Below are 20,339 nucleotides of genomic sequence, written 5' to 3'. Positions count from 1 at the left end.
CGCCGCGCCTTTCCACAACCACTTCTCACCCAGATCACTTAGCCGTTGAGTTCAGCGACAAACCATGCAACACTTAGCCACGTGGCAAACAGTTCGGTCACGCTCGACGAGATCTTCGGTGCGCTGGCGGACCCGACCCGCCGCGCCGTCGTCGAACGTCTCGGGCGCGGCCCCGCGACAGTCGGAGAACTCGCCGGCCCCTTCCCCATGACGCTCCCCTCCTTCATGAAGCACCTGAAGGTCCTCGAGGAGAGCGGACTGGTCATGACCAAGAAGACCGGCCGAACGCGGATGTGCACGCTCGACCGGCGACGCCTGCGACGCCTGCAGACCTGGCTCGAACACCAGCGCACCACCTGGACCGAGCGCACTGACCGACTCGAAGCCTTCGTCACCGAGCCCGAGGAGACACCATGATCGACCCCGAACTCGACCTCACCCTGCAACGCATCATCCGCGCACCGCGACAACGGATCTGGGATGCCTGGACGCGTCCCGAACAGCTCGCGCAGTGGTGGACGCCCTCCCCGACCGTCACCCGGGTCGAACGACTCGAGCCACGTCCCGGCGGCGCTCTCGTCACGCAGATGAGCGACGACGGCGAGACCTTCGTCCCGCACATGGACGCTGTCTTCTTGGTCGTCGACGACAACGAACGCCTGGTGTTCACCAATGCCATCGACAGCTCCTGGCGTCCCGCAGAGCCCGCGCCGGTTCCCATGACCGCCGAGATCACCTTCGCCGAACACACCGACGGAACCCAGTACAGCGTCGTCGTACGCCACGGCAATCCATCCGATCGCGACCGACATCATGAACTCGGCTTCTACGACGGCTGGGGCTCGGCGACCGCGGCGCTCACCGAACTGGTGGAAAGCGAGGCCCGGCAATGAAGATCACCATCACCGAATTCATGACTCTTGACGGCGTCACCCAGGGACCCGGATCGGCCGACGAGGACACCTCCGACGGCTTCTCCGCCGGCGGATGGCTCGTGCCGCACATGGACGAGACCTTCATCCGGAAGGCATCGGCGTGGCTCGACCTCGCCGACGGACTGCTCCTGGGGCGTCGAACCTACGAGGCCTTCGCCCGCGACTGGCCGCAGATCACCGACCCCGGAGACCCGTTCACGGAACGGATGAACGGCCTACCCAAGTACGTCGTGAGCAGCACGCTCACCGAACTCCCGTGGGGGCCCGCAACTCTCCTCGGCGGCGATGCAGTGGCAGCGGTGTCAACCATGCGATCGAAGTCTGGCCGCGAACTCCAGGTCCACGGCAGCAACACCCTCGCCGGGTCGCTCCTCGAAGCCGGTCTCGTAGACGCGCTACGCCTGGTCGTCGCCCCGACAGCGCTCGGCACCGGCCGACAGTTGTTCGGTCGCAACGCAACCAGCCTCGGATTCCGGCTGAGACACCAAACGGCAACGCCCGCAGGACTCCTGATCCTCGAATACGAACCGACCGGCCAAGCCGCGGTCGCCGACTACCAAGGCGTCGCAACAGTGACAGGGTCTCAGCAGGACACTGACTTCTAGTCCCTGGTGAGGACCGCCATGAACATCGCGTCGGTGCCGTGGATGTGCGGCCACAACTGCACATGCGGACCATCGCCGAGCAGTTCCGGTCCGAGCTCTCCGACGGTCACCAGCGGGCGGGCGTCGAGCTGACGAGCGCCGTCGACCGAGGCCAGTACGTCGGCGACCACCGCGGTGGTCTCGGCCGGATGCGGCGAACAGGTCGAATAGACCACGATGCCACCGGGTTTCACGAGCCGAAGCGCCTCGGTCAGCAACTGCTTCTGCAGCACGACGAGCTCGTCGACGTCGGCAGCGGTTCGGCGCCAACGCGATTCGGGCCGGCGACGCAGCGAGCCGAGCCCGGAACACGGCGCGTCGAGCAGGATGCGGTCGTATCCCGGTTCGAGACCACTCGACCGGGCGTCGGCGACATGGATCGTCACCGGCAGGTCGCTGACCACCTTTCGGATCAGCTCAGCGCGATGCTTCGACACCTCGATCGCATCCAGCCGGGCGCCGTCGATGTCGGCGAGCGCACCGATCAGCGCGGCCTTGCCGCCCGGGCCGGCGCACATGTCGAGCCAGCGGCCGGAGTCGTCGGCGACCTCGGCGACCGTCACCGCGCGCGCGATAAGCTGGCTGCCCTCGTCCTGCACACCGGCATAGCCATCACGGATCGCATCCACGTCGCCCGGATCACCGCTCGGCAGATACACGCAGTACGGCGAGAACCTGCCTTCCTCTCCCCCGCTGGTCAGCGCCAGCTCCTCGGCGGTGATGTAACCCGGCCGGGCGACCAGATGTACGGGCGGACGTTCGTCGTCGGCAGCGAGTGCCGCCTGCAACTGGCCTGCCGACCCGCCGAGGGCATCCCGGAACACCTCCGCGATCCAGCGGGGATGCGCATACTGGAAGGCAAGGTAGCCGACGAGATCCTCGGCGGGCGACGGCGCGAGCTCGTCGACCCACATCTCCTCGGTCTTCTGCGACACCTTGCGCAGCACGGCATTCGCGAAACCCGAAGGTCCCATCCCGTTCTCGGAACGCACCAGGTCCACCGACGTCGACACCGCGGCATGGGATCCGACGCGCGTACGCAGCAATTGGTAAGCGCCCAACCGCAGCACATCGAGCACCGGGCCGTCGATCTCGCCGACGGGACGCTTGGCCGCCGAGGCGATCACCGCATCCAGCAGCCCCTGGGCCCGCGCCGTGCCGTAGGCGAGTTCGGTCGCGAAGGCCGCGTCGCGACCTTCGATCCTGCGGTCCCGCAGCATCTTCGGGAGAACCAGATTCGCGTAGGCATCACGTTCACGGATCGCGCGCAGCGTGTCCCGCGCCGCGACGCGCGCCGGGTCCAGATCCTTCTGCCGGAACTTCCGGTCCGCACTCATCCCAGCACCGTCCCATCGGTCAGTCGGGCACCACGGGCCCAGTCGGCGGCCGGCATCGGCTTCTTGCCGGGCGGCTGCACGGAGCCGAGTCGTACCGGCGTCGAACCGGTACCGACGAACACCGCCTTCTTGGTCACCGCGATGACCCCCGCGGCCAGAGGCTCCGCGCGTACCGATTCCGGCAGCGACGTATCGTCGTCGGCGACGGGCCGCACGGGGCCCACCTTGATCCTCGCTTCGTCGAGACTCGTCCACGAACCGGGTGCCGGGGTGTAGGCGCGAATGAGGCGATCGATGATGTGCGCGGGCAGATCCCAGCGGATCCGCGCATCCTCGACCTCGACCTTCGGCGCGTGGCTGACACCGGCAGCGGGCTGCGGTTCCGGGACGAGTCCCCCGGCCTCGATGCCGTCGAGCGTGTTCACCAGTAGACCCGAGCCGGCCTCGGCCAGACGCCCGAGAAGATCACCGCTGGTGTCGGTGGGCCGGATGGTCTCGGTGACGACGCCGAACACCGGCCCGGTGTCGAGACCCTTCTCCAGGCGGAAGGTGCTCGCACCGGTCACCTCATCGCCCGCGGCGATCGCTGCCTGCACCGGCGCGGCGCCACGCCAGGCCGGCAGCACCGAGAAATGCAGGTTGATCCAGCCGTGGGCCGGGAGCGCGAGAAGATCCTCCGGCACGAGTCCGCCGTAGGCCACCACCGCACCGCAATCCGGGGCCCAGCGTCGCAGAACCTCGGCGACGTCCGGCTCGGACATCCGTCGCGGGGTGATCACCTCCAGGCCGTGCTCGTCGGCGAGCACGCCGATCGGTGACCGCACGACCTTGCGACCACGCCCCGACACCGCGTCGGGCCGGGTGATGACGCCGACGACCTCATGTGACGGCGAGTCCAGCAGGGCCTGCAACGACGGCACGGCCACCTCGGGGGTGCCGGCGAAAACGATGCGCATTCATCCGATCGTAGGCGGGTCCACCTGAACCCGGATCGGCCCGGTCTGCCGGTGCGTGTTGCGCCGCGCCTGCCCCGCGGCGAGAGCCTGCGCGAGGAGCCGTCCGTGCTTGCGCGGCAACCGCACCAGGATGCGGTCCATCTCGTCGTGCGCGGCGGCCTCCCACTCGGCGCTACCGGCCGGCGGCCGAACTCCCGGTGGAAGCGGCACGGGCCCGAGCACGTCCGACCCCTCGGGTAGTTCGAGATGTTCGACGAAGTCGGTGATCACCTGCGTCGGACCGTCCACCGACGCCATCGTGACCGCCGGCGGGAAGCCCAGTTCGACACGCTGATTCAGCTGCAGCGACGCGAAACCGACCGGATCCCAACGGATCAGCGCCTGGACCGGCGCCAGCGTCGAGTCGGCGACGATCACCACGCGACCTCCGTCGCCGTGCGGTCGGACCATGCCGGCCAGCGCCATCCAGCGTCGCACCGCGTGTTCCTCCGCACGAAGATCGGCGCGGTCGAGTTGTGCCCACGTGTCGACGACGATCGCCGCCCCGTAGCCGTCCGGGGCGACCGGTTCGGCCCCCGGTGTCGCGACGACGAGCCGTGCGCCGGGCTCGATCTCGTCGATGATGGTGTCTCCGCCACTGGTGTGGACCGGCACGCCCGCGAAGGCGCGTCCGAGTTCCTCGGCGGTCCGTCGGGCGCCGGTGACCGTCGCCCGCACCTTCGTGTTGCCGCACTCGGGGCAGCGGAACGATCGCTCCGGGCGGCCACACCATCGGCAACTGAGACGTTGGTGGCCGTCCATCTGCAGTGGTCCGTTGCAGGCACGACACCGCGCGTGTTCCCGGCACCGGGTACACGCCAGCGACGGCACGTAACCGCGGCGCGGAACGCTGAACACCACCGGCTGATCGGCGGCGAACGCCGAACGGGCTGCATCGAAGGCGACCTCGGGGATGCGTGCGGACCTCGCCATCGGATCGCGCGCGATCTGGCGGTCGTCGTCGGAGATGGCCTGCACCCGTGGGCTGCGGTGGCGGACGAGCGGACGGTCGGCGACGAGGTCGTGTGCCCAGCCCGATGCGACGAGCGCCTGCGCCTCCGCCGTCCGGGCGAAGCCGCCGAGGATGAGTCCGCAGCGTTCCTGGTGCGACCGCAGCACCGCGACTTCCCGCGGGTGCGGATACGGCGCCCGCGGATCGGCCATGCTGTCGTCGCCGTCGTCCCAGACGACCACTAGACCGAGGTCGGTGACCGGCGCGAAAATCGCACTGCGCGTGCCGATCACGAGCTTCGCCGCACCCCGGCGCGCGGCCAGCCAGCGGCGGTACCGCGCGGTGGGCCCGAGCCCGGCGGCCAGAGCCACTCCCCGATCGCCGATGAGTGGTTCACATTCCGCCCACACCCGGTCGAGGTCCCGCTGGTCGGGCACGACGATGATGCATCCGCGTCCGACCGCCAGGGTCGCCGCGGCGAGTTCGGCGAGCCGACGCGGCCAGTCCTCACCCGGCAGGGCCTGCCACGCCGCCCGCGGGTGCCCACCGTCGGCGAGCGCCTCGAGGAACGATTCGGCCAACGGATAGCGACACCACGCCTCCAGGTCGGGCGCCTCGACGACAGTCGCGGGCTCGGGCGTCGTCTCCTTCTCGGTCCGCGCATGGCGCGGCGGGATCGCCAGACGGACAACGTCTCCCATCGTGCCGGCGTAGCGATCGGCGACCGCACGGCACAGCGTCGCCAACTCCGGCGACAGGACCGGTTCGGCGGAGACGACCCGGTCGAGCCACCCCAGTTTGCCGGGGTGATCGCTCTTCTCGATCCGGCCGAGCAGGTACCCGTCGACGAGACGACCGGAGAACCGAACACGGACCCGCACGCCCGGAACCGCCGTCGCATCCTGATCGGAGTCGATCAGGTAGTCGAACGGCCGGTCGAGGTGTGCGAGTCCGAGAATGGGCAGAACACGGGCCACCGGCAGCGAATCAGCCGGGACCCGTGCGCCTTTCGGGGGCAGGGACTGCGCCCTTCGGGGTCAGAGACCGGCGGCCGCGCGCAGCTTGTCCGCGCGGTCGGTCCGCTCCCACGGCAGATCGACGTCGGTACGACCGAAGTGGCCGTACGCGGCGGTCGGGCCGTAGATCGGGCGCAGCAGGTCCAGGTCGCGGATGATCGCGAGCGGACGCAGGTCGAAGTTCTCCTTGATGACCCGCTCGATGACCGCGGGGTCGACGTGTTCGGTGCCGAAGGTCTCGACGAACAGGCCGACCGGCGCGGCCTTGCCGATCGCGTAGGCCACCTGGACCTCGATGCGATCGGCCAGGCCGGCGGCGACCGCGTTCTTGGCGACCCAGCGCATCGCATAGGCGGCGCTGCGGTCGACCTTCGACGGGTCCTTGCCGGAGAAGGCGCCGCCGCCGTGGCGGGCCATGCCGCCGTAAGTGTCGACGATGATCTTTCGGCCGGTCAGGCCGGCGTCACCCATCGGGCCGCCGAGGACGAACTTGCCGGTCGGGTTGACCAGCAGTCGGTAGTCGGAGGTGTCGAGGGTCGGCAGGTCGATGTCGGCGAGCACCGCGTCGACGACCTGCTTCTTGATGTCGGGAGCCAGGAGGTTGTCGAGGTCGATGTCGGCCGCATGCTGGGTCGACAGGACGACGGTGTCGAGGCGGACCGGGGTGTCACCGTCGTACTCGATGGTGACCTGGGTCTTGCCGTCGGGACGCAGGTACGGCAGCGTGCCGTCCTTGCGGACCTCGGTGAGACGACGGGAGAGACGGTGGGCCAGCGCGATCGGCACCGGCATCAGCTCGGGGGTCTCGTTGGTGGCGTAACCGAACATCAGGCCCTGGTCACCGGCGCCCTGGCTGTCGATCTCGTCCTCGGAGATACCGCTGCGGCTCTCGTGGGAGTTGAAGACGCCGCCGGCGATGTCCGGCGACTGAGCGCCGATCGCGACGTTGACGCCGCACGACGCGCCGTCGAAGCCCTTGGTGGAGGAGTCGTAACCGATCTCGAGGATCTTGGCCCGGACGATGCCGGGGATGTCTGCGTACGCGGTGGTCGTGACCTCACCCGCGACGTGGACCTGGCCGGTGGTCACCAGCGTCTCCACCGCGACCCGCGCGTTGGGGTCGTCGGTGAGGATGGCGTCGAGGATCGAGTCGCTGATCGCGTCACAGATCTTGTCGGGATGCCCCTCGGTGACGGATTCGCTCGTGAACAGGCGTGACGAGGTGGTCATCAGATCCTCTCGAGATCTCGCGCGCGGATCTTCCGGCGCCGTTTGGCAGGTATCGTCCGGTCGTCGTGGCCGGTGGGAGTCACTTCAAAACTACACAGCGGTCGGTTTCGCTGCGTTGCCGCTCAGGCCCCCGGACCATCAGGCACCAGTTGTCGCACTTCGTCAAGTATTCGACTCGACATGAGTGTTTTCGACCCGAAGGGCAGCGCGGTCTCGTCACCCTTGGCCGACAGCAGCCAGCCGGTGTTGTCCTCGGTGCCGAACGCCTTGCCGTCGCCGACCGCGTTCACCACCAGCAGGTCGCAACCCTTGCGGGCGAGCTTCGCGCGACCGTGGTCGAGGACCCCGCCGGTCTCGTCGCCGGTCTCGGCGGCGAATCCGACGATGACGGTCTCCGAGGGGATACGGCCGTCGTCCCGCGCCTCGACGAGCCCGCGGAGAATGTCCGGGTTGGTGGTCAGCTCGATCGGGGCCGGACCCTGATCGCCCTTCTTGATCTTGGCGTCGGCCACCGCGACGGGCCGGAAGTCGGCCACGGCGGCGGCCATGATGACGACATCGGCGTCGGCCGCGCGCTTGGTCATCTCCTCGGAGAGTTCCTGGGCGTTCGAGATCCGGACGATGTGCACGCCGGCGGGGTCACCGGGGTCGGTCGTCGAACCGGCGACGACGGTGACGCTCGCCCCACGCTGTGCAGCTGCCCGGGCCAGGGCGAATCCCTGCTTGCCCGAGCTGTGATTGCCCAGGTAGCGCACCGGATCGAGCGGTTCGCGGGTGCCGCCGGCACTGATCAGCACGCGGACACCGGCGAGGTCGTACGGCAGTGCGTCGGCGCGGTCGAGGAGCAGCTCGCCGATGAGGGCGATCTCCTGCGGGTCCGGGAGACGACCGCGGCCGGAGTCGGTGCCGGTGAGGCGACCGGACGCCGGCGTCATGACGGTCGAACCGTGTTCGCGCAGGGTCGCGATGTTGGCCTGGGTGGCGGGGTGCTCCCACATCTCGGTGTGCATGGCCGGCACGAACAGCACCGGGCACCGCACGGTGAGCAGCGATGCGGTGAGCAGATCGTCGGCGCGTCCCTGAGCAGCGCGGGCCATGAGGTCCGCGGTCGCCGGCGCGACGATCACGAGGTCGGCGCCCTGGCCCAGACGCACATGCGCGACCTCGTCGACGTCGTCGAAGACGGTGGTGCTGACCGGGTTACCGCTGAGCGCCTCGAAGGTGGCCTTGCCGACGAACTCGAGGGCCGCCGGGGTCGGCACCACTCGGACGTCGTGCCCGGACTCGGTGAAGTGGCGGATCACCGAGCACACCTTGTATGCGGCGATGCCTCCACCGACGCCGATGAGGATTCGGCGTCGTTTCTTGGTCGGTGTGGTCATACCCGACGCCGCGACTATTCGCCCTCGGTGTGCTCGAGCAGATCGGAGTGGATCTCGCGGAGCGCGATCGACAGCGGCTTCTCCTGGAGGCCGGGCTCGACCAGCGGGCCGACGTACTCGAGGATGCCGTCACCGAGCTGGTTGTAGTAGTCGTTGATCTGGCGCGCACGCTTGGCCGCGTAGATGACGAGGGCGTACTTCGACGAGGCGCGCTCGAGGAGATCGTCGATCGGCGGATTGGTGATACCCAGCGGTGTGTCGTATGCCGGTGCGTCGGCGATCTCGGTGATGTCGAAATTGGTCGGGGTGGTCACACAAACTCCTGCGTCGAGGTCTGGGATGTCAGAGAGGCTGGTCAGGTCGCGGGCGCGGTGGGCTGCTCAGGTCCGACCAGCAAGGATACCAAGTCGGAGGCCGCTCGGTCGACTTCGCTGTTCACGATGACGTGGTCGAACTCGTCCTGGGCGGCCATCTCGACCTTCGCGGTGGCGAGCCGGCGCTCGATCGCCTCGGGGCTCTCGGTGCCGCGGCCGGTCAGCCGGGCGACGAGTTCGTCCCAGCTCGGCGGGGCGAGGAAGACGGTGGTCGCCTCGGGCAGACGGGTGACGACGTTACGCGCACCGACGAGGTCGACCTCCACCAGAACGGGTTTACCGGCCTCCAGAGCAGCGAGGACGGGCGCGAGCGGGGTACCCGATCGCTGCAGGCCACCGTGGATCTCCGCCCACTCCAAGAGCTCGTCGCCGGCGATCATCCGGTCGAAGTCCTCGGCCGAGACGAAGTGGTAGTCGCGGCCGTCGACCTCACCGGGACGCGGTGCGCGGGTCGTCGCCGAGACGCTGAAGTACAGGTCCGGCAATGCGGCGCGCACCCTGGCGACGACGGTGGACTTGCCGACGGCCGAGGGGCCGACCAAAACGATCAGTCGACCCCTCGTGCGTGCGGCTCCCGCGGTTTCCGGCCGGTTGGTCACCGCCGGTCCCACGAGACCGTCACGCTGCCGTGTTCGGTTGCATTGCTCACGTTCAGGAGCTGAACTTCTCGAGCAGGGCCTTGCGCTGACGGTCGCCGAGACCGCGCAGGCGGCGGGTCGGAGCGATCTCCAGCTCGGTCATGATCTCCTGAGCCTTGACCTTGCCGACCTTGGGCAGGGCCTCGAGCAGTGCCGAGACCTTCATCTTGCCCAGGATCTCGTCGTTCTCGGCGTCCTTGAGCACCTGCTGGAGATCGGTGCCACCGCGCTTCAGGCGCTCCTTGAGCTCAGCGCGGACGCGACGAGCGGCAGCTGCCTTCTCCAACGCAGCGGCGCGCTGCTCGTCAGTCAACTGGGGAAGGGCCACGGGTTCCTCCGTCTTTCGTTCTTGATTGGGGCTGTCGTCGTCCGCCGTGAGGCGTCCGACGGCTGTTGCCACGCGGGCGGCGCTGCGTCGTCTTCGCAACGATGCGGTCGGGTGGGGTACCCGTCCGGCACCGCCGATTGTTGGCGGCGAATGCGACCGTACCCACGTGATCAGGCATTTGCGAGCGCGACCCCCCGTTTTCGCGGTGTTTTCTCATGTTGTAGTGCACCGCGGCACTTCGGCCCGGCACACCGGCGCTCCACTCGGTGTTGCACCGCTCTGACGATGGGTTTTACATCATACCCGCAGGTCACGACAGTGGCGCCGGTGAACGAGATCGATAGCAATGCGAAGTACTCGCGATCGAGCGATCGACGTACTGAGACAGATGTGACTGGAGTGGTGTGACCAGATTCGTCTGGAATTCGACGGCGCTTTGCGCGTGTCGCGCCGTCGCACGGAACCGGGCGGTCGCCTCAGCCCAGTGCGGTCTCGACCTCGTCGCGGGCCCGGACGAACGCGTCGCGCAGTGCATTGACGTCGGGACCGGCGCGGAGCACTCCGCGCGAACTCGCCGGCAGCACCCACCCGGGGTCGGCGTCGGCGAAGACCACCTTCAGATCCTCGGCGGTGGCTCCCTGAGCACCCAGACCCGGCGCCAGGATCGGGCCGTTCAGGTCGGCCAGGTCGAGTCCGTGCTCGCGGGTCGCACCCACGACGAGGCCGGCGGTCGCGGTGCCGTCGGCGTTCTCGGCCGCCGCGGCATCGACGATCGACTGGGCGACCGTCCGCTCCCCCGTCCGCGCCTGCTGCACGTCTCCGCCCTCCGGGTTGGAGGTTCGCGCGAGGACGAACACGCCGCGTTCCCCCACCCGCGCCAGGTCAAGCGCCGGGCGCAGCGATTCGTAGCCGAGGTACGGAGAGGCGGTCACCGAGTCGGCGCACAGCGGTGAGGCGTCGGCCAACCACGCCCGTGCGTACGCCGACATGGTCGAGCCGATGTCACCGCGCTTGGCGTCGGCGATCACCAGGGCACCCGCCTCGCGGCAGCCCGCGATGACCCGTTCGAGCACCGCGAAGCCCGCGGCACCGAACGGCTCGAAGAAGGCGACCTGGGGCTTGATCACCGCCGCCGACGGGGCCAGCGCCTCGACGCAGATGTCGGCGAACCGCGACAACCCGTCGACGGACACGTCCAGGCCCCAGTCGGTCAGCAGCCCCGCGTGCGGGTCGATACCCGCGCACAGGCGTCCGCGTTCGGCCGTCACCCGCCGGTAGCGGGCGCCGAAGCCGGACGCCCCCGTCATGCGGACGCCACCGTCATGAGAGGCCGGCCATGTCCGCGTGGCGTCGCTGGATGGAGCGGACCCGGACATCGCCGTTGATCGCGGCCTCGATGCCCTGCACCGCTGCACTGGCGCCCTGCACCGTGGTGATGCACGGGATGTTCACCGACACCGCGGCACTGCGGATCTCGTAGCCGTCGACGCGCGGGCCGGAGTTGCCGAACGGGGTGTTGATCACCATCGTGACCTCGCCCGCCCGGATGATGTCCACAACCGTCCGCTCTCCCGCGGTGGCCTCGAAGTGCTTGAGGACGGTCTCACACTTGATTCCGTTGCGGCGCAACACATCTGCGGTTCCCTCGGTGGCCAGGATCTCGAAGCCGAGGTCGGCGAGGTGCTTGACCGGGAAGATCAGCGCCCGCTTGTCCTTGTTGGCCACCGACACGAAGATCTTGCCGCTGGTCGGCAGCGACCCGTAGGCGGCGGTCTGCGACTTGGCGAACGCGCGACCGAAGTCGGCGTCGATGCCCATCACCTCGCCGGTGGACTTCATCTCCGGGCTCAGCAGGTTGTCGACCCCGCTGCCGTCGTGGCGACGGAACCGGTTGAACGGCAGGACCGCTTCCTTCACCGAGATCGGCGCGGTCGCCGGGGTCTCGCCGCCGTCGCCGGCCTCCGGCAGGATGCCCTGCTTGCGCAGGTCGGCGATCGACGACCCGAGCATGACGCGGGCACACGCCTTGGCCAGCGGCACCGCGGTCGCCTTCGACACGAACGGCACCGTGCGGCTCGCGCGCGGATTCGCCTCCAGGACATAGAGGATGTCGTCCTTGAGCGCGTACTGGACGTTGAGCAGACCCTTCACCCCGATGCCCCTGGCGAGTGCCTCGGTGGAGGTGCGGACCATCGCCAGGTCGGCGCGGCCGAGGGTGACCGGCGGCAGCGCACACGCCGAGTCACCGGAGTGGATACCGGCCTCCTCGATGTGCTCCATCACGCCGCCGATGAAGACCTCCTCGCCGTCGCACAGGGCGTCGACGTCGATCTCCACCGCATCCTCGAGGAACCGGTCGACCAGCACCGGATGGTCGGGGGTCAGTTCCGTGGCGCGGGAGATGTAGTCCTCCAGGGACTTCTCGTCGTAGACGATCTCCATGCCGCGGCCGCCCAGGACGTAGGACGGACGCACCAGCACCGGATAGCCGATGCGAGCGGCGGTGTCACGGGCCTCGGCGAAGCTCGTCGCGGTACCGAACGCCGGGGCCGGCAGACCGGCCTCGGTGAGGACCTTGCCGAACTCGCCGCGATCCTCGGCGAGGTCGATGGCGGCCGGGCTGGTCCCGACGATCGGGACACCCGCCTCCTCGAGGCGACGGGCGAGACCCAGCGGAGTCTGGCCACCGAGCTGCACGATGACCCCGGCGACGGTGCCCGACTGGGATTCGGCGTGGTAGACCTCGAGCACGTCCTCGAAGGTCAGCGGCTCGAAGTACAGGCGGTCGGCGGTGTCGTAGTCGGTCGAGACCGTCTCCGGGTTGCAGTTGACCATCACGGTCTCGTAGCCGGCCTCGCTCAGCGTGAGTGCGGCGTGGACACACGAGTAGTCGAATTCGATGCCCTGTCCGATGCGGTTCGGGCCCGAACCGAGGATCAGCACCTTGGGACGATCCGGCTGCGGCGCGATCTCGCTCGTGGCCGCGGGATCGAGCTCATAGGTCGAGTAGTGGTAGGGCGTCTTCGCCTCGAACTCGGCCGCACAGGTGTCCACGGTCTTGTAGACCGGGCGCACACCGAGCGACAGGCGATGCGCCCGCACCGCGGCCTCGTCCTCGAAATCCGAACGGAGAGCGGCGATCTGACGGTCGGAGAAGCCGGTCGACTTCGCCTCGCGCAGCAAGGCCTCGTCGAGGATGTCGGCGTCGCGGATCTCCGCACCCAGCGCGGCGATCCCGCCGATCTCGGCCAGGAACCACGGATCGATGGCGGTGGCCTCGTGCAGGTCCTCGATCGTGGCGCCGGCCTCGAAGGCCAGCATCAGCTTGTAGAGACGCCCGTCCTTCGGCGTCTTGATCTCCTCGAGCAGCGCGGGCAGATCGACGGTCTTCGGGTCGGGCCGGTTGGCCTCCGCCCAGAAGCCGCCGGCCTTGGTCTCCAGCGAACGCATGACCTTGCCGAGCGCCTCGGCGAAGCTGCGGCCGAGGCTCATCGCCTCGCCCACCGACTTCATCGTGGTGGTCAGCGTGTCGTCGGCGCCCGGGAACTTCTCGAACGCGAACCGCGGCGCCTTGACCACGACATAGTCGAGCGTGGGCTCGAAACAGGCCGGGGTCTCCTTGGTGATGTCGTTGACGATCTCGTCGAGGCTGTAGCCGATGGCCAGCTTCGCGGCGATCTTGGCGATCGGGAAGCCGGTCGCCTTCGACGCCAGTGCCGACGACCGCGACACACGCGGGTTCATCTCGATCACGACGAGGCGTCCGTCGCGCGGGTCCTCGGCGAACTGGATGTTGCAGCCGCCGGTGTCGACGCCGACCTCGCGCAGGATGTCGATGGAGAGGTCACGCATGATCTGGTACTCGCGGTCGGTGAGGGTCATCGCCGGGGCGACGGTCACCGAGTCGCCGGTGTGCACACCGACCGGGTCGAGGTTCTCGATGGAGCAGACGACCACGACGTTGTCGCGGTTGTCGCGCATCAGTTCGAGCTCGTACTCCTTCCAGCCGAGGATCGACTCCTCGATGAGGACGTTGGCGGTCGGCGACGCGGCGAGACCGCCGCCGGCGATCCGCTCCAGATCGTTGTCGTCGTAGGCCATGCCCGAGCCGAGGCCGCCCATGGTGAACGACGGACGCACGACGACCGGGAAGCCGAGTTCGGCGACGGTCTCGCGGACCTCGTCCATCGTGTGGCAGACGCGGGAGCGCGCGCTCTCGCCGCCGACCTTCTCCACGATGTCCTTGAACATCTGGCGGTCCTCACCGCGCTGGATGGCGTCGAAGTCGGCACCGATCAGCTCGATGCCGTACTTCTCCAGCGACCCGCGGTCGTGCAGCGCGACCGCGGTGTTCAACGCGGTCTGCCCGCCGAGGGTGGCGAGCACGGCGTCGATGGGATGTCCGGCGTCGCGCTCGGCCTCGATCACCTTCTCGACGAACTCGGCGGTGATCGGCTCGATGTAGGTGGCATCGGCGAACTCGGGGTCGGTCATGATCGTCGCCGGGTTGGAGTTCACCAGGCTGACACGCAGGCCTTCGGCCTTGAGGACGCGGCAGGCCTGGGTGCCCGAGTAGTCGAATTCACAAGCCTGACCGATGACGATCGGCCCCGAGCCGATGACCAGGACGTGGTTGATGTCTTCGCGGCGCGGCATCAGGCACTCGCTCCTTGATTCTTGGTCTTCCGGGACGCACGGTCACCCTCGAGCAGGGTGACGAATTTGTCGAACAGATACGCGGCGTCGTGGGGGCCGGCGGCCGCCTCCGGGTGGTACTGCACGGAGAAGGCGCGGGCGGAGAGCAGCTCGACGCCCTCCACGGTGCCGTCGTTGGCGCAGACGTGACTGACCCGCGCGCGGCCGAAGTCGGAGTCGAACTCCTCCCCCGCCTCACCCTCGAGCGCGAAGCCGTGGTTCTGCGAGGTGATCGAGACCTTGCCGGTGGCGTGGTCGACAACCGGGATGTTGATGCCCCGGTGCCCGAACTTCATCTTGTAGGTGGACCGGCCGAGGGCCCGGCCCAGGATCTGGTTGCCGAAGCAGATGCCGAACAGCGGCAGGTCCTGCCCGAGGACACCACGCGTGAGCTCGACGATGTCGTCGGCGGTTGCCGGGTCGCCCGGACCGTTGGACAGGAACACGCCGTCGGGCCGGAGGTCGGCGATCGCGTCGAGCGCGACGGTCGCCGGCAGCACATGCGTACGGACGCCCCGCTCGGCGAACATCCGCGGGGTGTTGGTCTTGATCCCGAGGTCGATGGCGGCGACGGTGAAGCGGTGCGCCTCGAGGGGCTCGACGACATACCCGTCGGACGTGGTGACCTCGTCGGCGAGCCTGGCGCCCTTCATGTCCGGCTGGTTGCGCACCCGACCGACGAGTTCGTCGGTGTCGGCGAGCGCCGGTCCGGAGAAGATGCCGGCCTTCATCGAGCCGTGGTCGCGGAGGATACGGACCACGGTGCGGGTGTCGATCCCGCCGATGCCGACGATCCCCTGCTTGACGAGTTCGTCCTCGAGCGAGGTGGTCGCGCGCCAGTTCGAGACTCGTCGGGTGGGGTTTCGCACCGCATATCCGGCAACCCAGATCTTTCCGGAGTCGCCGTCGACCCCGGTGCTGCCCGCGCTGCCGGTGCTCTCGCCGTCCTCGGTGTTCCAGCCGGTGTTGCCGATCTGCGGCGCGGTGGCCACGACGATCTGCCGGTGGTAACTCGGGTCGGTCAGGGTTTCCTGGTAGCCGGTCATCGCGGTGCAGAACACCGCTTCACCGAGGGTCTCGCCCACTGCGCCGAAGCTCCGGCCGGTGAACACCTGGCCGTTCTCCAGCACCAAGACCGCTGTGTTCATTCCTGTGTCCCCTGTCCACTGTCATGCTGTCCGGCAAAGGCGTTCACCCAGCCGGGGTAGATCGATTTGTCGTCGGCGCGGAGTCCCGTGTCGATCTCGGTGCCGCTGGGCAGGACCCATCGGATCACCAGGACACCGTCGGCACTCATCACCTTGCCCGCGATGCCGCGTTCGGTGCGTACCGCGGTGATCGCCTCTCGCGGAATCCAGATGTCGCTCGCAGCCTGGCGGGAGATGAGGACGCCCGCTGCGAACTCGGCGATCGTCGCCGACGCGCGGTCGGAGATGTCACCGACGACCACGCGGTTCTGCCAACTCGGCGCCATCGTGGAACCGAGGTAGAGGCCGGTGTCGGGGCCGCGCTGCTCCGCCCCGAGGTCGGCCGGGGTGGAGGGCAGTTCGCCGATGAGCTCGGCCTGTGCCGCATGCTTCTTCTTGTTGCCGGTGATCAGCAGGTAGAACATCGACAGCAGGCCGAGGGCGATGAGCGCGCACACGCCGATGAACCATGCGTTGAACACCACTCGCCCGTAGCCGAGCACGGTGCCGATCACCGAGGCGACCACGACGAGCACGAGGATGCCGGGGATGAGGCCGCGACGGATGTTCATCGGGTCACCCGACCCTCGCGGGTGGTGACCACCCCGCGCAGGACGGTGGCGGTGATGGTCGCCGGCATCGTCATCTCCTCGTACGGAGTGTTGCGCGACAGGCTGGCCAGCTCGTCTCCGCGGACCACCCAGGAGGTGTCCGGGTCGACGACGGCGAGGTTGGCGGGTTCGCCGACCTCGATCGGGCGGCCCTGGTCGGTCAGTTCGACGATCTGCGCCGGCCGTTCGCTCATCACCCGCGCGACGCCTCGCCAATCGAGCAGACCGGTCTTCAGCAGGGTCTCGACGACGATCGGGAGCGCGGTCTGCAGCCCGAGCATGCCCGGCTTGGCCTGGGCGAACTCGCAGCACTTCTCCTGCGCGGCGTGCGGCGCGTGGTCGGTGGCCACACAGTCGACGATCCCATCAGCGAGGGCCTGGCGCAGGGCTTCCTTGTCACGGACCTCCCGCAGCGGCGGGTTGACCTTGTTGATCGGGTCGTACGTTTCGAGACGCGAGTCGTCGAGGAGCAGGTGGTGCGGGGTCACCTCGGCGGTGATCGCGATCCCCTGGTCCTTGGCCCAGCGCAGCAGCTCGACGGTGCCCTCGGTCGAGGCGTGGCAGATGTGGATGCGTGCTCCGGCGTCGCGGGCGAGAAGCGCGTCGCGGATGACGATCGACTCCTCGGCGGCACGCGGCCAGCCGGCCAGTCCGAGCCGGGACGCGGTGGCGCCCTCGTTGGCGACGGCGCCGACGGTCAGGCGCGGCTCCTCGGCGTGCTGGGCGATGAGCACGCCCAGTCCGGTCGCGTATTCCAGGGCGCGACGCATGAGGAGCGGGTCGTGGACGCATTTGCCGTCGTCGCTGAACATCCGGACGCCCGCGGCGCCGGCGTTCATCATGCCCATCTCGGCGAGCTGTTCGCCCTCGAGCCCGACGGTGACCGCACCCACCGGGTACACGTCGACGAGCCCGACCTCGCGGCCGGAGCGCCACACGTTGTCGGTGACGGTCGAGTTGTCGGCGACCGGGCTGGTGTTGGCCATCGCGAACACTGCGGTGTAACCACCCAGGGCGGCGGCCTCGGAGCCGGACCGAATGGTCTCGGTGTCCTCGCGGCCGGGTTCACGCAGATGGGTGTGGAGGTCGACGAAACCGGGCAGCAGCACACCGCCCCTGCCCTCGATGCGCTCGGCACCTTCGGGTGCGGACAGGCCCGCGCCGATCTCGGTGATCACGCCGTCGAAGACGAGGACATCGATCGGCTCGCCCTCGCCGTAGGGACGGACCTCGGCGATGAGGACGGTTCCGGTTGCCGGGGCGGTCACGGGCGAACTCCTGACGTGCTGGGGGTGGTGGTCACAGGTGGGCTCCCGCGGAGTCGGACCCGACGAGCAGCCGGAAGAGGACCGCCATGCGTACGTGGACGCCGTTGCGGACCTGCTCGAGGACGGTGGCCTTCGGCGAGTCGGCGACCGACCAGCCGATCTCCATACCGCGCAGCATCGGACCCGGATGCAGGACCACCGCATCGTCGGCGAGCATCGCCAGGCGGCGGTCGCTGAGACCGAAGCGGACCGAGTACTCACGGGGACTCGGGAAGTATCCGCCGTTCATCCGCTCGGCCTGGACGCGCAGCATCATCACCGCGTCGACGGCGGGCAGTTCGGCGTCGAGGTTGCCCGAGACGGTGACCGGCCACTCGCCCACTCCCGCCGGGAGCAGGGTCGGCGGGGCGACGAGGACGACCTCGGCGCCGAGGGTCGACAGCAGGTGCGCGTTGGACCGCGCGACCCGTGAGTGCACGACGTCGCCGACGATCGCGATGCGACGTCCCTCCAGCGAGCCGAGCCGCTGGCGCAGCGTGAGCGCGTCGAGCAGGGCCTGCGTGGGATGTTCGTGGGTGCCGTCTCCGGCGTTGATGATCGCCGGACCCTCACCGTTCGAATCGGTTGTCCAGTCGGCGATCTGGGCCGGCGCGCCCGACGCGGGGTGGCGCACGATCAAGGCGTCGGCACCGGCCGCGTGCAGGGTCTTGACCGTGTCGCGCAGCGATTCGCCTTTGCCCACCGACGAACTCGAGGCGCTGACGTTGATGACATCAGCGCTCATCCACTTGCCGGCGACCTCGAAGGAGACGCGGGTGCGGGTGGAGTTCTCGTAGAAGACCGTCATGACGGTCCGGCCACGGAGCGTCGGGAGCTTGCGGACCTCACGACCGGTGAGGGCCTGTTCGAAACGCTCGGCGTCGTCGAGGAGCGCAGTGGCCTCGTCGCGGTTCAGGTCCTGCGTGGAGAGCAGATGCCGCATCACGAATCGCCCTCGGCGGCAACGGCGTTCGAAGCCGAGCTGAGGACGACCTCGTCGACTCCGTCGTGTTCGGTGAGATGCACCGACACCTGCTCGTCGCGAGCGGTCGGGATGTTCTTGCCGACATAGTCGGCGCGCAGCGGCAATTCGCGGTGGCCGCGGTCCACCAGCACCGCGAGCTGGACCGCAGCGGGGCGTCCGAGATCGCGCAGCGCGTCCAGGGCGGCGCGGACCGTGCGCCCGGAGTAGAGCACGTCGTCGACGAGGATCACGATCGCGCCGTCGACGCCGCCGGCGGGGACCATCGTCCGTTCGAGCGGGCGATGGGGCTTGCCGCGCAGATCGTCGCGGTAGAGAGTGATGTCGAGGTAGCCCACCGGCACCTCGACACCGGCGAACTCGCCGATCTTGGAACCCAGACGAGTCGCGAGAGATGTTCCGCGAGTGGGAATTCCGATGAGAACGACGCGCGGGGCGTCGGGCGAGTCCAGAGCTGTCTTCTCGATCACCTGGTGTGCGACACGAGCAATCGTGCGCGACACGTCAGCGGCATCGAGCAGCACCCTGGGAGCGGGGCTGGCCAAAGCCGACCTCCTTCTCCGCCTCGCAGGACGGATCGTTAAAGGATGTCTGTCTCGCGACACTTTACACCGCGTCGCGAGACAGACGAATTCCCGCGACCTGCGCCACAGGGACGGTTGCCGTTTCAGTCCGCGGCGGAATCGCCGGCGGCCGGACCGCTCGGCTCGGCGGACGCGGCGGCACGGACCTGCGGCGCGAGCTCGGCGATCTTGGCGAGCACTCCGTTGACGAAGGCCGGCGAATCATCGGTGGACAGCTCCTTGGCGAGCTCCACCGCCTCGTCGACCACCACGATGGGGTCGACGTCGAGCGAGTTGAACAGCTCCCAGGTCGCCAGGCGCATGATGGCGCGGTCGACCGCGGGCAGACGCTCCAGCGTCCACTCGCGCAGATGGGAGGAGATGACCGCATCGATCTGGTCCTGATCGTCGGCCAGACCCTGGATCACCGTGGCGGTGTAGTCGTGGATCGAGCCGACGCTCTCGTCGCTGCGGACGTACTCTCGGCGTTCGGCGACGAGCTGGCTGGGACTGACCTTCTTGGCCTCGGCCTCGAAGAGCAGGTCCACCGCGCGCCGCCGCGCCTTGTGTCGGGTTCCGGGTTGTTTCACAGGTCAGGAGTTGACGCGGCCGAGGTAGCTGCCGTCGCGCGAATCGACCTTCAGCTTGTCGCCGGTGTTGATGAACAGCGGCACCTGGATCTCGGCGCCGGTCTCCAGCGTGGCGGGTTTGGTGCCGCCGGTGGAGCGGTCACCCTGCAGACCCGGGTCGGTCTGGGCGACGATGAGCTCGACGGTGACCGGGAGTTCGACGAACAGCGGGGTGCCCTCGTTGAGCGAGACCTGCACGGTCATGTTCTCGAGCAGGAAGCGCGCGCCGTCGCCGACCACGGCCGGCGGCAGGGCGAACTGCTCGTAGTCCTGCGCGTCCATGAAGACGTAGTCGGTGCCGTCGTTGTACAGGAAGGTCATGTCCCGACGGTCGACAGTGGCGGTCTCGACCTTGACGCCGGCGTTGAAGGTCTTGTCGACGGTCTTGCCGCTCATCACGTTCTTGATCTTGGTGCGCACGAATGCGGGACCCTTGCCCGGCTTGACGTGCTGGAACTCCTGGATCTGCCAGAGCTGGTCGTCCATGCGCAGCACGAGGCCGTTCTTGAAATCGGCGGTGGTCGCCATGTGGTG

At 68.7% G+C, this 20,339-nt stretch carries 20 protein-coding genes; 3 read left to right on the top strand and 17 right to left on the bottom strand.

Annotation, left to right across the window (positions count from 1 at the left end):
* Nucleotides 1–81 precede the first annotated feature (81 nt).
* From BPODLACK_RS15405 to BPODLACK_RS15395, 3 genes are read left to right on the top strand one after another with little or no spacing between them, the layout of a single operon-like run.
* Nucleotides 82–417 (top strand): ArsR/SmtB family transcription factor, encoded by a 336-nt coding sequence (locus BPODLACK_RS15405; RefSeq protein ID WP_159405599.1) that lies wholly within the window; start codon nucleotides 82–84, stop codon nucleotides 415–417.
* Nucleotides 414–893 (top strand): SRPBCC domain-containing protein, encoded by a 480-nt coding sequence (locus BPODLACK_RS15400; RefSeq protein WP_159405598.1) that lies wholly within the window; start codon nucleotides 414–416, stop codon nucleotides 891–893. The genes BPODLACK_RS15405 and BPODLACK_RS15400 overlap by 4 nt, the downstream gene beginning before the upstream one ends.
* Nucleotides 890–1,540 carry a dihydrofolate reductase family protein gene (locus tag BPODLACK_RS15395; protein WP_159405597.1) on the top strand — a complete coding sequence of 217 codons (651 nt, stop codon included), beginning with the start codon at nucleotides 890–892 and terminating at the stop codon, nucleotides 1,538–1,540. Before BPODLACK_RS15400 ends, BPODLACK_RS15395 begins: the two co-directional genes overlap by 4 nt.
* Here the strand turns inward: BPODLACK_RS15395 and BPODLACK_RS15390 are convergent.
* The 17 genes from BPODLACK_RS15390 to efp all read right to left on the bottom strand — a co-directional run bounded on the left by BPODLACK_RS15390 (nucleotide 1,537) and on the right by efp (nucleotide 20,333).
* Nucleotides 1,537–2,916: an RsmB/NOP family class I SAM-dependent RNA methyltransferase gene (locus BPODLACK_RS15390; protein ID WP_159405596.1), complete on the bottom strand. Its 1,380-nt coding sequence runs from the start codon at nucleotides 2,914–2,916 to the stop codon at nucleotides 1,537–1,539. The two genes, BPODLACK_RS15395 and BPODLACK_RS15390, sit on opposite strands and share 4 nt — an antisense overlap.
* On the bottom strand, nucleotides 2,913–3,872 hold the full coding sequence (fmt, locus tag BPODLACK_RS15385; protein WP_159405595.1) for a methionyl-tRNA formyltransferase: 960 nt from the start codon (nucleotides 3,870–3,872) through the stop codon (nucleotides 2,913–2,915). Before fmt ends, BPODLACK_RS15390 begins: the two co-directional genes overlap by 4 nt.
* The gene (locus tag BPODLACK_RS15380; protein ID WP_159405594.1) at nucleotides 3,873–5,840 is read right to left on the bottom strand and encodes a primosomal protein N'; all 1,968 of its coding nucleotides are present in this window, start codon (nucleotides 5,838–5,840) and stop codon (nucleotides 3,873–3,875) included. It abuts the gene before it with no gap.
* Between the two features lie 60 nt (nucleotides 5,841–5,900).
* Nucleotides 5,901–7,109: a methionine adenosyltransferase gene (gene metK, locus BPODLACK_RS15375; RefSeq protein ID WP_159405593.1), complete on the bottom strand. Its 1,209-nt coding sequence runs from the start codon at nucleotides 7,107–7,109 to the stop codon at nucleotides 5,901–5,903.
* A 122-nt stretch (nucleotides 7,110–7,231) separates the two neighbouring features.
* Nucleotides 7,232–8,491, bottom strand: a complete 1,260-nt coding sequence (gene coaBC / locus BPODLACK_RS15370) for a bifunctional phosphopantothenoylcysteine decarboxylase/phosphopantothenate--cysteine ligase CoaBC (protein ID WP_159405592.1) — start codon at nucleotides 8,489–8,491, stop codon at nucleotides 7,232–7,234.
* Nucleotides 8,492–8,505: 14 nt separating this feature from the next.
* The gene (gene rpoZ / locus BPODLACK_RS15365) at nucleotides 8,506–8,805 is read right to left on the bottom strand and encodes a DNA-directed RNA polymerase subunit omega (RefSeq protein ID WP_006436300.1); all 300 of its coding nucleotides are present in this window, start codon (nucleotides 8,803–8,805) and stop codon (nucleotides 8,506–8,508) included.
* A 41-nt stretch (nucleotides 8,806–8,846) separates the two neighbouring features.
* Nucleotides 8,847–9,476 (bottom strand): guanylate kinase, encoded by a 630-nt coding sequence (gene gmk / locus BPODLACK_RS15360; protein ID WP_182156064.1) that lies wholly within the window; start codon nucleotides 9,474–9,476, stop codon nucleotides 8,847–8,849.
* Between the two features lie 40 nt (nucleotides 9,477–9,516).
* Entirely contained in the window at nucleotides 9,517–9,831 is a 315-nt protein-coding gene (mihF, locus tag BPODLACK_RS15355; RefSeq protein ID WP_004021989.1) for an integration host factor, actinobacterial type, read from the bottom strand.
* A 476-nt stretch (nucleotides 9,832–10,307) separates the two neighbouring features.
* A complete protein-coding gene (gene pyrF, locus BPODLACK_RS15350) occupies nucleotides 10,308–11,138 on the bottom strand; it encodes an orotidine-5'-phosphate decarboxylase (protein ID WP_159405590.1) in 831 nt (276 codons plus the stop codon).
* 13 nt (nucleotides 11,139–11,151) lie between these two features.
* Nucleotides 11,152–14,487, bottom strand: coding sequence for a carbamoyl-phosphate synthase large subunit (gene carB / locus BPODLACK_RS15345; RefSeq protein WP_159405589.1), 3,336 nt, complete (start codon nucleotides 14,485–14,487; stop codon nucleotides 11,152–11,154).
* A complete protein-coding gene (gene carA / locus BPODLACK_RS15340; RefSeq protein WP_159405588.1) occupies nucleotides 14,487–15,674 on the bottom strand; it encodes a glutamine-hydrolyzing carbamoyl-phosphate synthase small subunit in 1,188 nt (395 codons plus the stop codon). Before carA ends, carB begins: the two co-directional genes overlap by 1 nt.
* Nucleotides 15,671–16,285: a PH-like domain-containing protein gene (locus tag BPODLACK_RS15335; protein ID WP_096273928.1), complete on the bottom strand. Its 615-nt coding sequence runs from the start codon at nucleotides 16,283–16,285 to the stop codon at nucleotides 15,671–15,673. Before BPODLACK_RS15335 ends, carA begins: the two co-directional genes overlap by 4 nt.
* Nucleotides 16,282–17,592, bottom strand: a complete 1,311-nt coding sequence (locus BPODLACK_RS15330; RefSeq protein ID WP_006436306.1) for a dihydroorotase — start codon at nucleotides 17,590–17,592, stop codon at nucleotides 16,282–16,284. Before BPODLACK_RS15330 ends, BPODLACK_RS15335 begins: the two co-directional genes overlap by 4 nt.
* Nucleotides 17,593–17,623: 31 nt before the next feature.
* The gene (locus BPODLACK_RS15325) at nucleotides 17,624–18,574 is read right to left on the bottom strand and encodes an aspartate carbamoyltransferase catalytic subunit (protein ID WP_006436307.1); all 951 of its coding nucleotides are present in this window, start codon (nucleotides 18,572–18,574) and stop codon (nucleotides 17,624–17,626) included.
* Nucleotides 18,574–19,158 carry a bifunctional pyr operon transcriptional regulator/uracil phosphoribosyltransferase PyrR gene (gene pyrR, locus BPODLACK_RS15320; RefSeq protein WP_024497141.1) on the bottom strand — a complete coding sequence of 195 codons (585 nt, stop codon included), beginning with the start codon at nucleotides 19,156–19,158 and terminating at the stop codon, nucleotides 18,574–18,576. The genes BPODLACK_RS15325 and pyrR overlap by 1 nt, the downstream gene beginning before the upstream one ends.
* 122 nt (nucleotides 19,159–19,280) lie before the next feature.
* Nucleotides 19,281–19,766 carry a transcription antitermination factor NusB gene (nusB, locus tag BPODLACK_RS15315; protein ID WP_006436309.1) on the bottom strand — a complete coding sequence of 162 codons (486 nt, stop codon included), beginning with the start codon at nucleotides 19,764–19,766 and terminating at the stop codon, nucleotides 19,281–19,283.
* A gap of 3 nt (nucleotides 19,767–19,769) precedes the next feature.
* On the bottom strand, nucleotides 19,770–20,333 hold the full coding sequence (gene efp, locus BPODLACK_RS15310) for an elongation factor P (RefSeq protein WP_006436310.1): 564 nt from the start codon (nucleotides 20,331–20,333) through the stop codon (nucleotides 19,770–19,772).
* Nucleotides 20,334–20,339: the final 6 nt, after the last annotated feature.

It is taken from the genome of Gordonia sp. YY1, from assembly GCF_009872315.1.
GTDB lineage: Bacteria > Actinomycetota > Actinomycetes > Mycobacteriales > Mycobacteriaceae > Gordonia > Gordonia amicalis.
Note: the sequence above shows the minus strand (reverse complement) of the source record. Positions and strands in the feature narration are given on the sequence as shown.

What these genes read in the sequence shown, in the direction of transcription:
- BPODLACK_RS15400 (WP_159405598.1), top strand. Translation starts at nt 414, where the DNA reads ATGATCGACCCCGAACTCGACCTCACCCTGCAACGCATCATCCGCGCA.
- BPODLACK_RS15395 (WP_159405597.1), top strand. Translation starts at nt 890, where the DNA reads ATGAAGATCACCATCACCGAATTCATGACTCTTGACGGCGTCACCCAG.
- BPODLACK_RS15390 (WP_159405596.1), bottom strand. Translation starts at nt 2,916, where the DNA reads ATGAGTGCGGACCGGAAGTTCCGGCAGAAGGATCTGGACCCGGCGCGC.
- fmt (WP_159405595.1), bottom strand. Translation starts at nt 3,872, where the DNA reads ATGCGCATCGTTTTCGCCGGCACCCCCGAGGTGGCCGTGCCGTCGTTG.
- metK (WP_159405593.1), bottom strand. Translation starts at nt 7,109, where the DNA reads ATGACCACCTCGTCACGCCTGTTCACGAGCGAATCCGTCACCGAGGGG.
- coaBC (WP_159405592.1), bottom strand. Translation starts at nt 8,491, where the DNA reads ATGACCACACCGACCAAGAAACGACGCCGAATCCTCATCGGCGTCGGT.
- pyrF (WP_159405590.1), bottom strand. Translation starts at nt 11,138, where the DNA reads ATGACGGGGGCGTCCGGCTTCGGCGCCCGCTACCGGCGGGTGACGGCC.
- carB (WP_159405589.1), bottom strand. Translation starts at nt 14,487, where the DNA reads ATGCCGCGCCGCGAAGACATCAACCACGTCCTGGTCATCGGCTCGGGG.
- carA (WP_159405588.1), bottom strand. Translation starts at nt 15,674, where the DNA reads ATGAACACAGCGGTCTTGGTGCTGGAGAACGGCCAGGTGTTCACCGGC.
- BPODLACK_RS15335 (WP_096273928.1), bottom strand. Translation starts at nt 16,285, where the DNA reads ATGAACATCCGTCGCGGCCTCATCCCCGGCATCCTCGTGCTCGTCGTG.
- BPODLACK_RS15325 (WP_006436307.1), bottom strand. Translation starts at nt 18,574, where the DNA reads ATGCGGCATCTGCTCTCCACGCAGGACCTGAACCGCGACGAGGCCACT.
- efp (WP_006436310.1), bottom strand. Translation starts at nt 20,333, where the DNA reads ATGGCGACCACCGCCGATTTCAAGAACGGCCTCGTGCTGCGCATGGAC.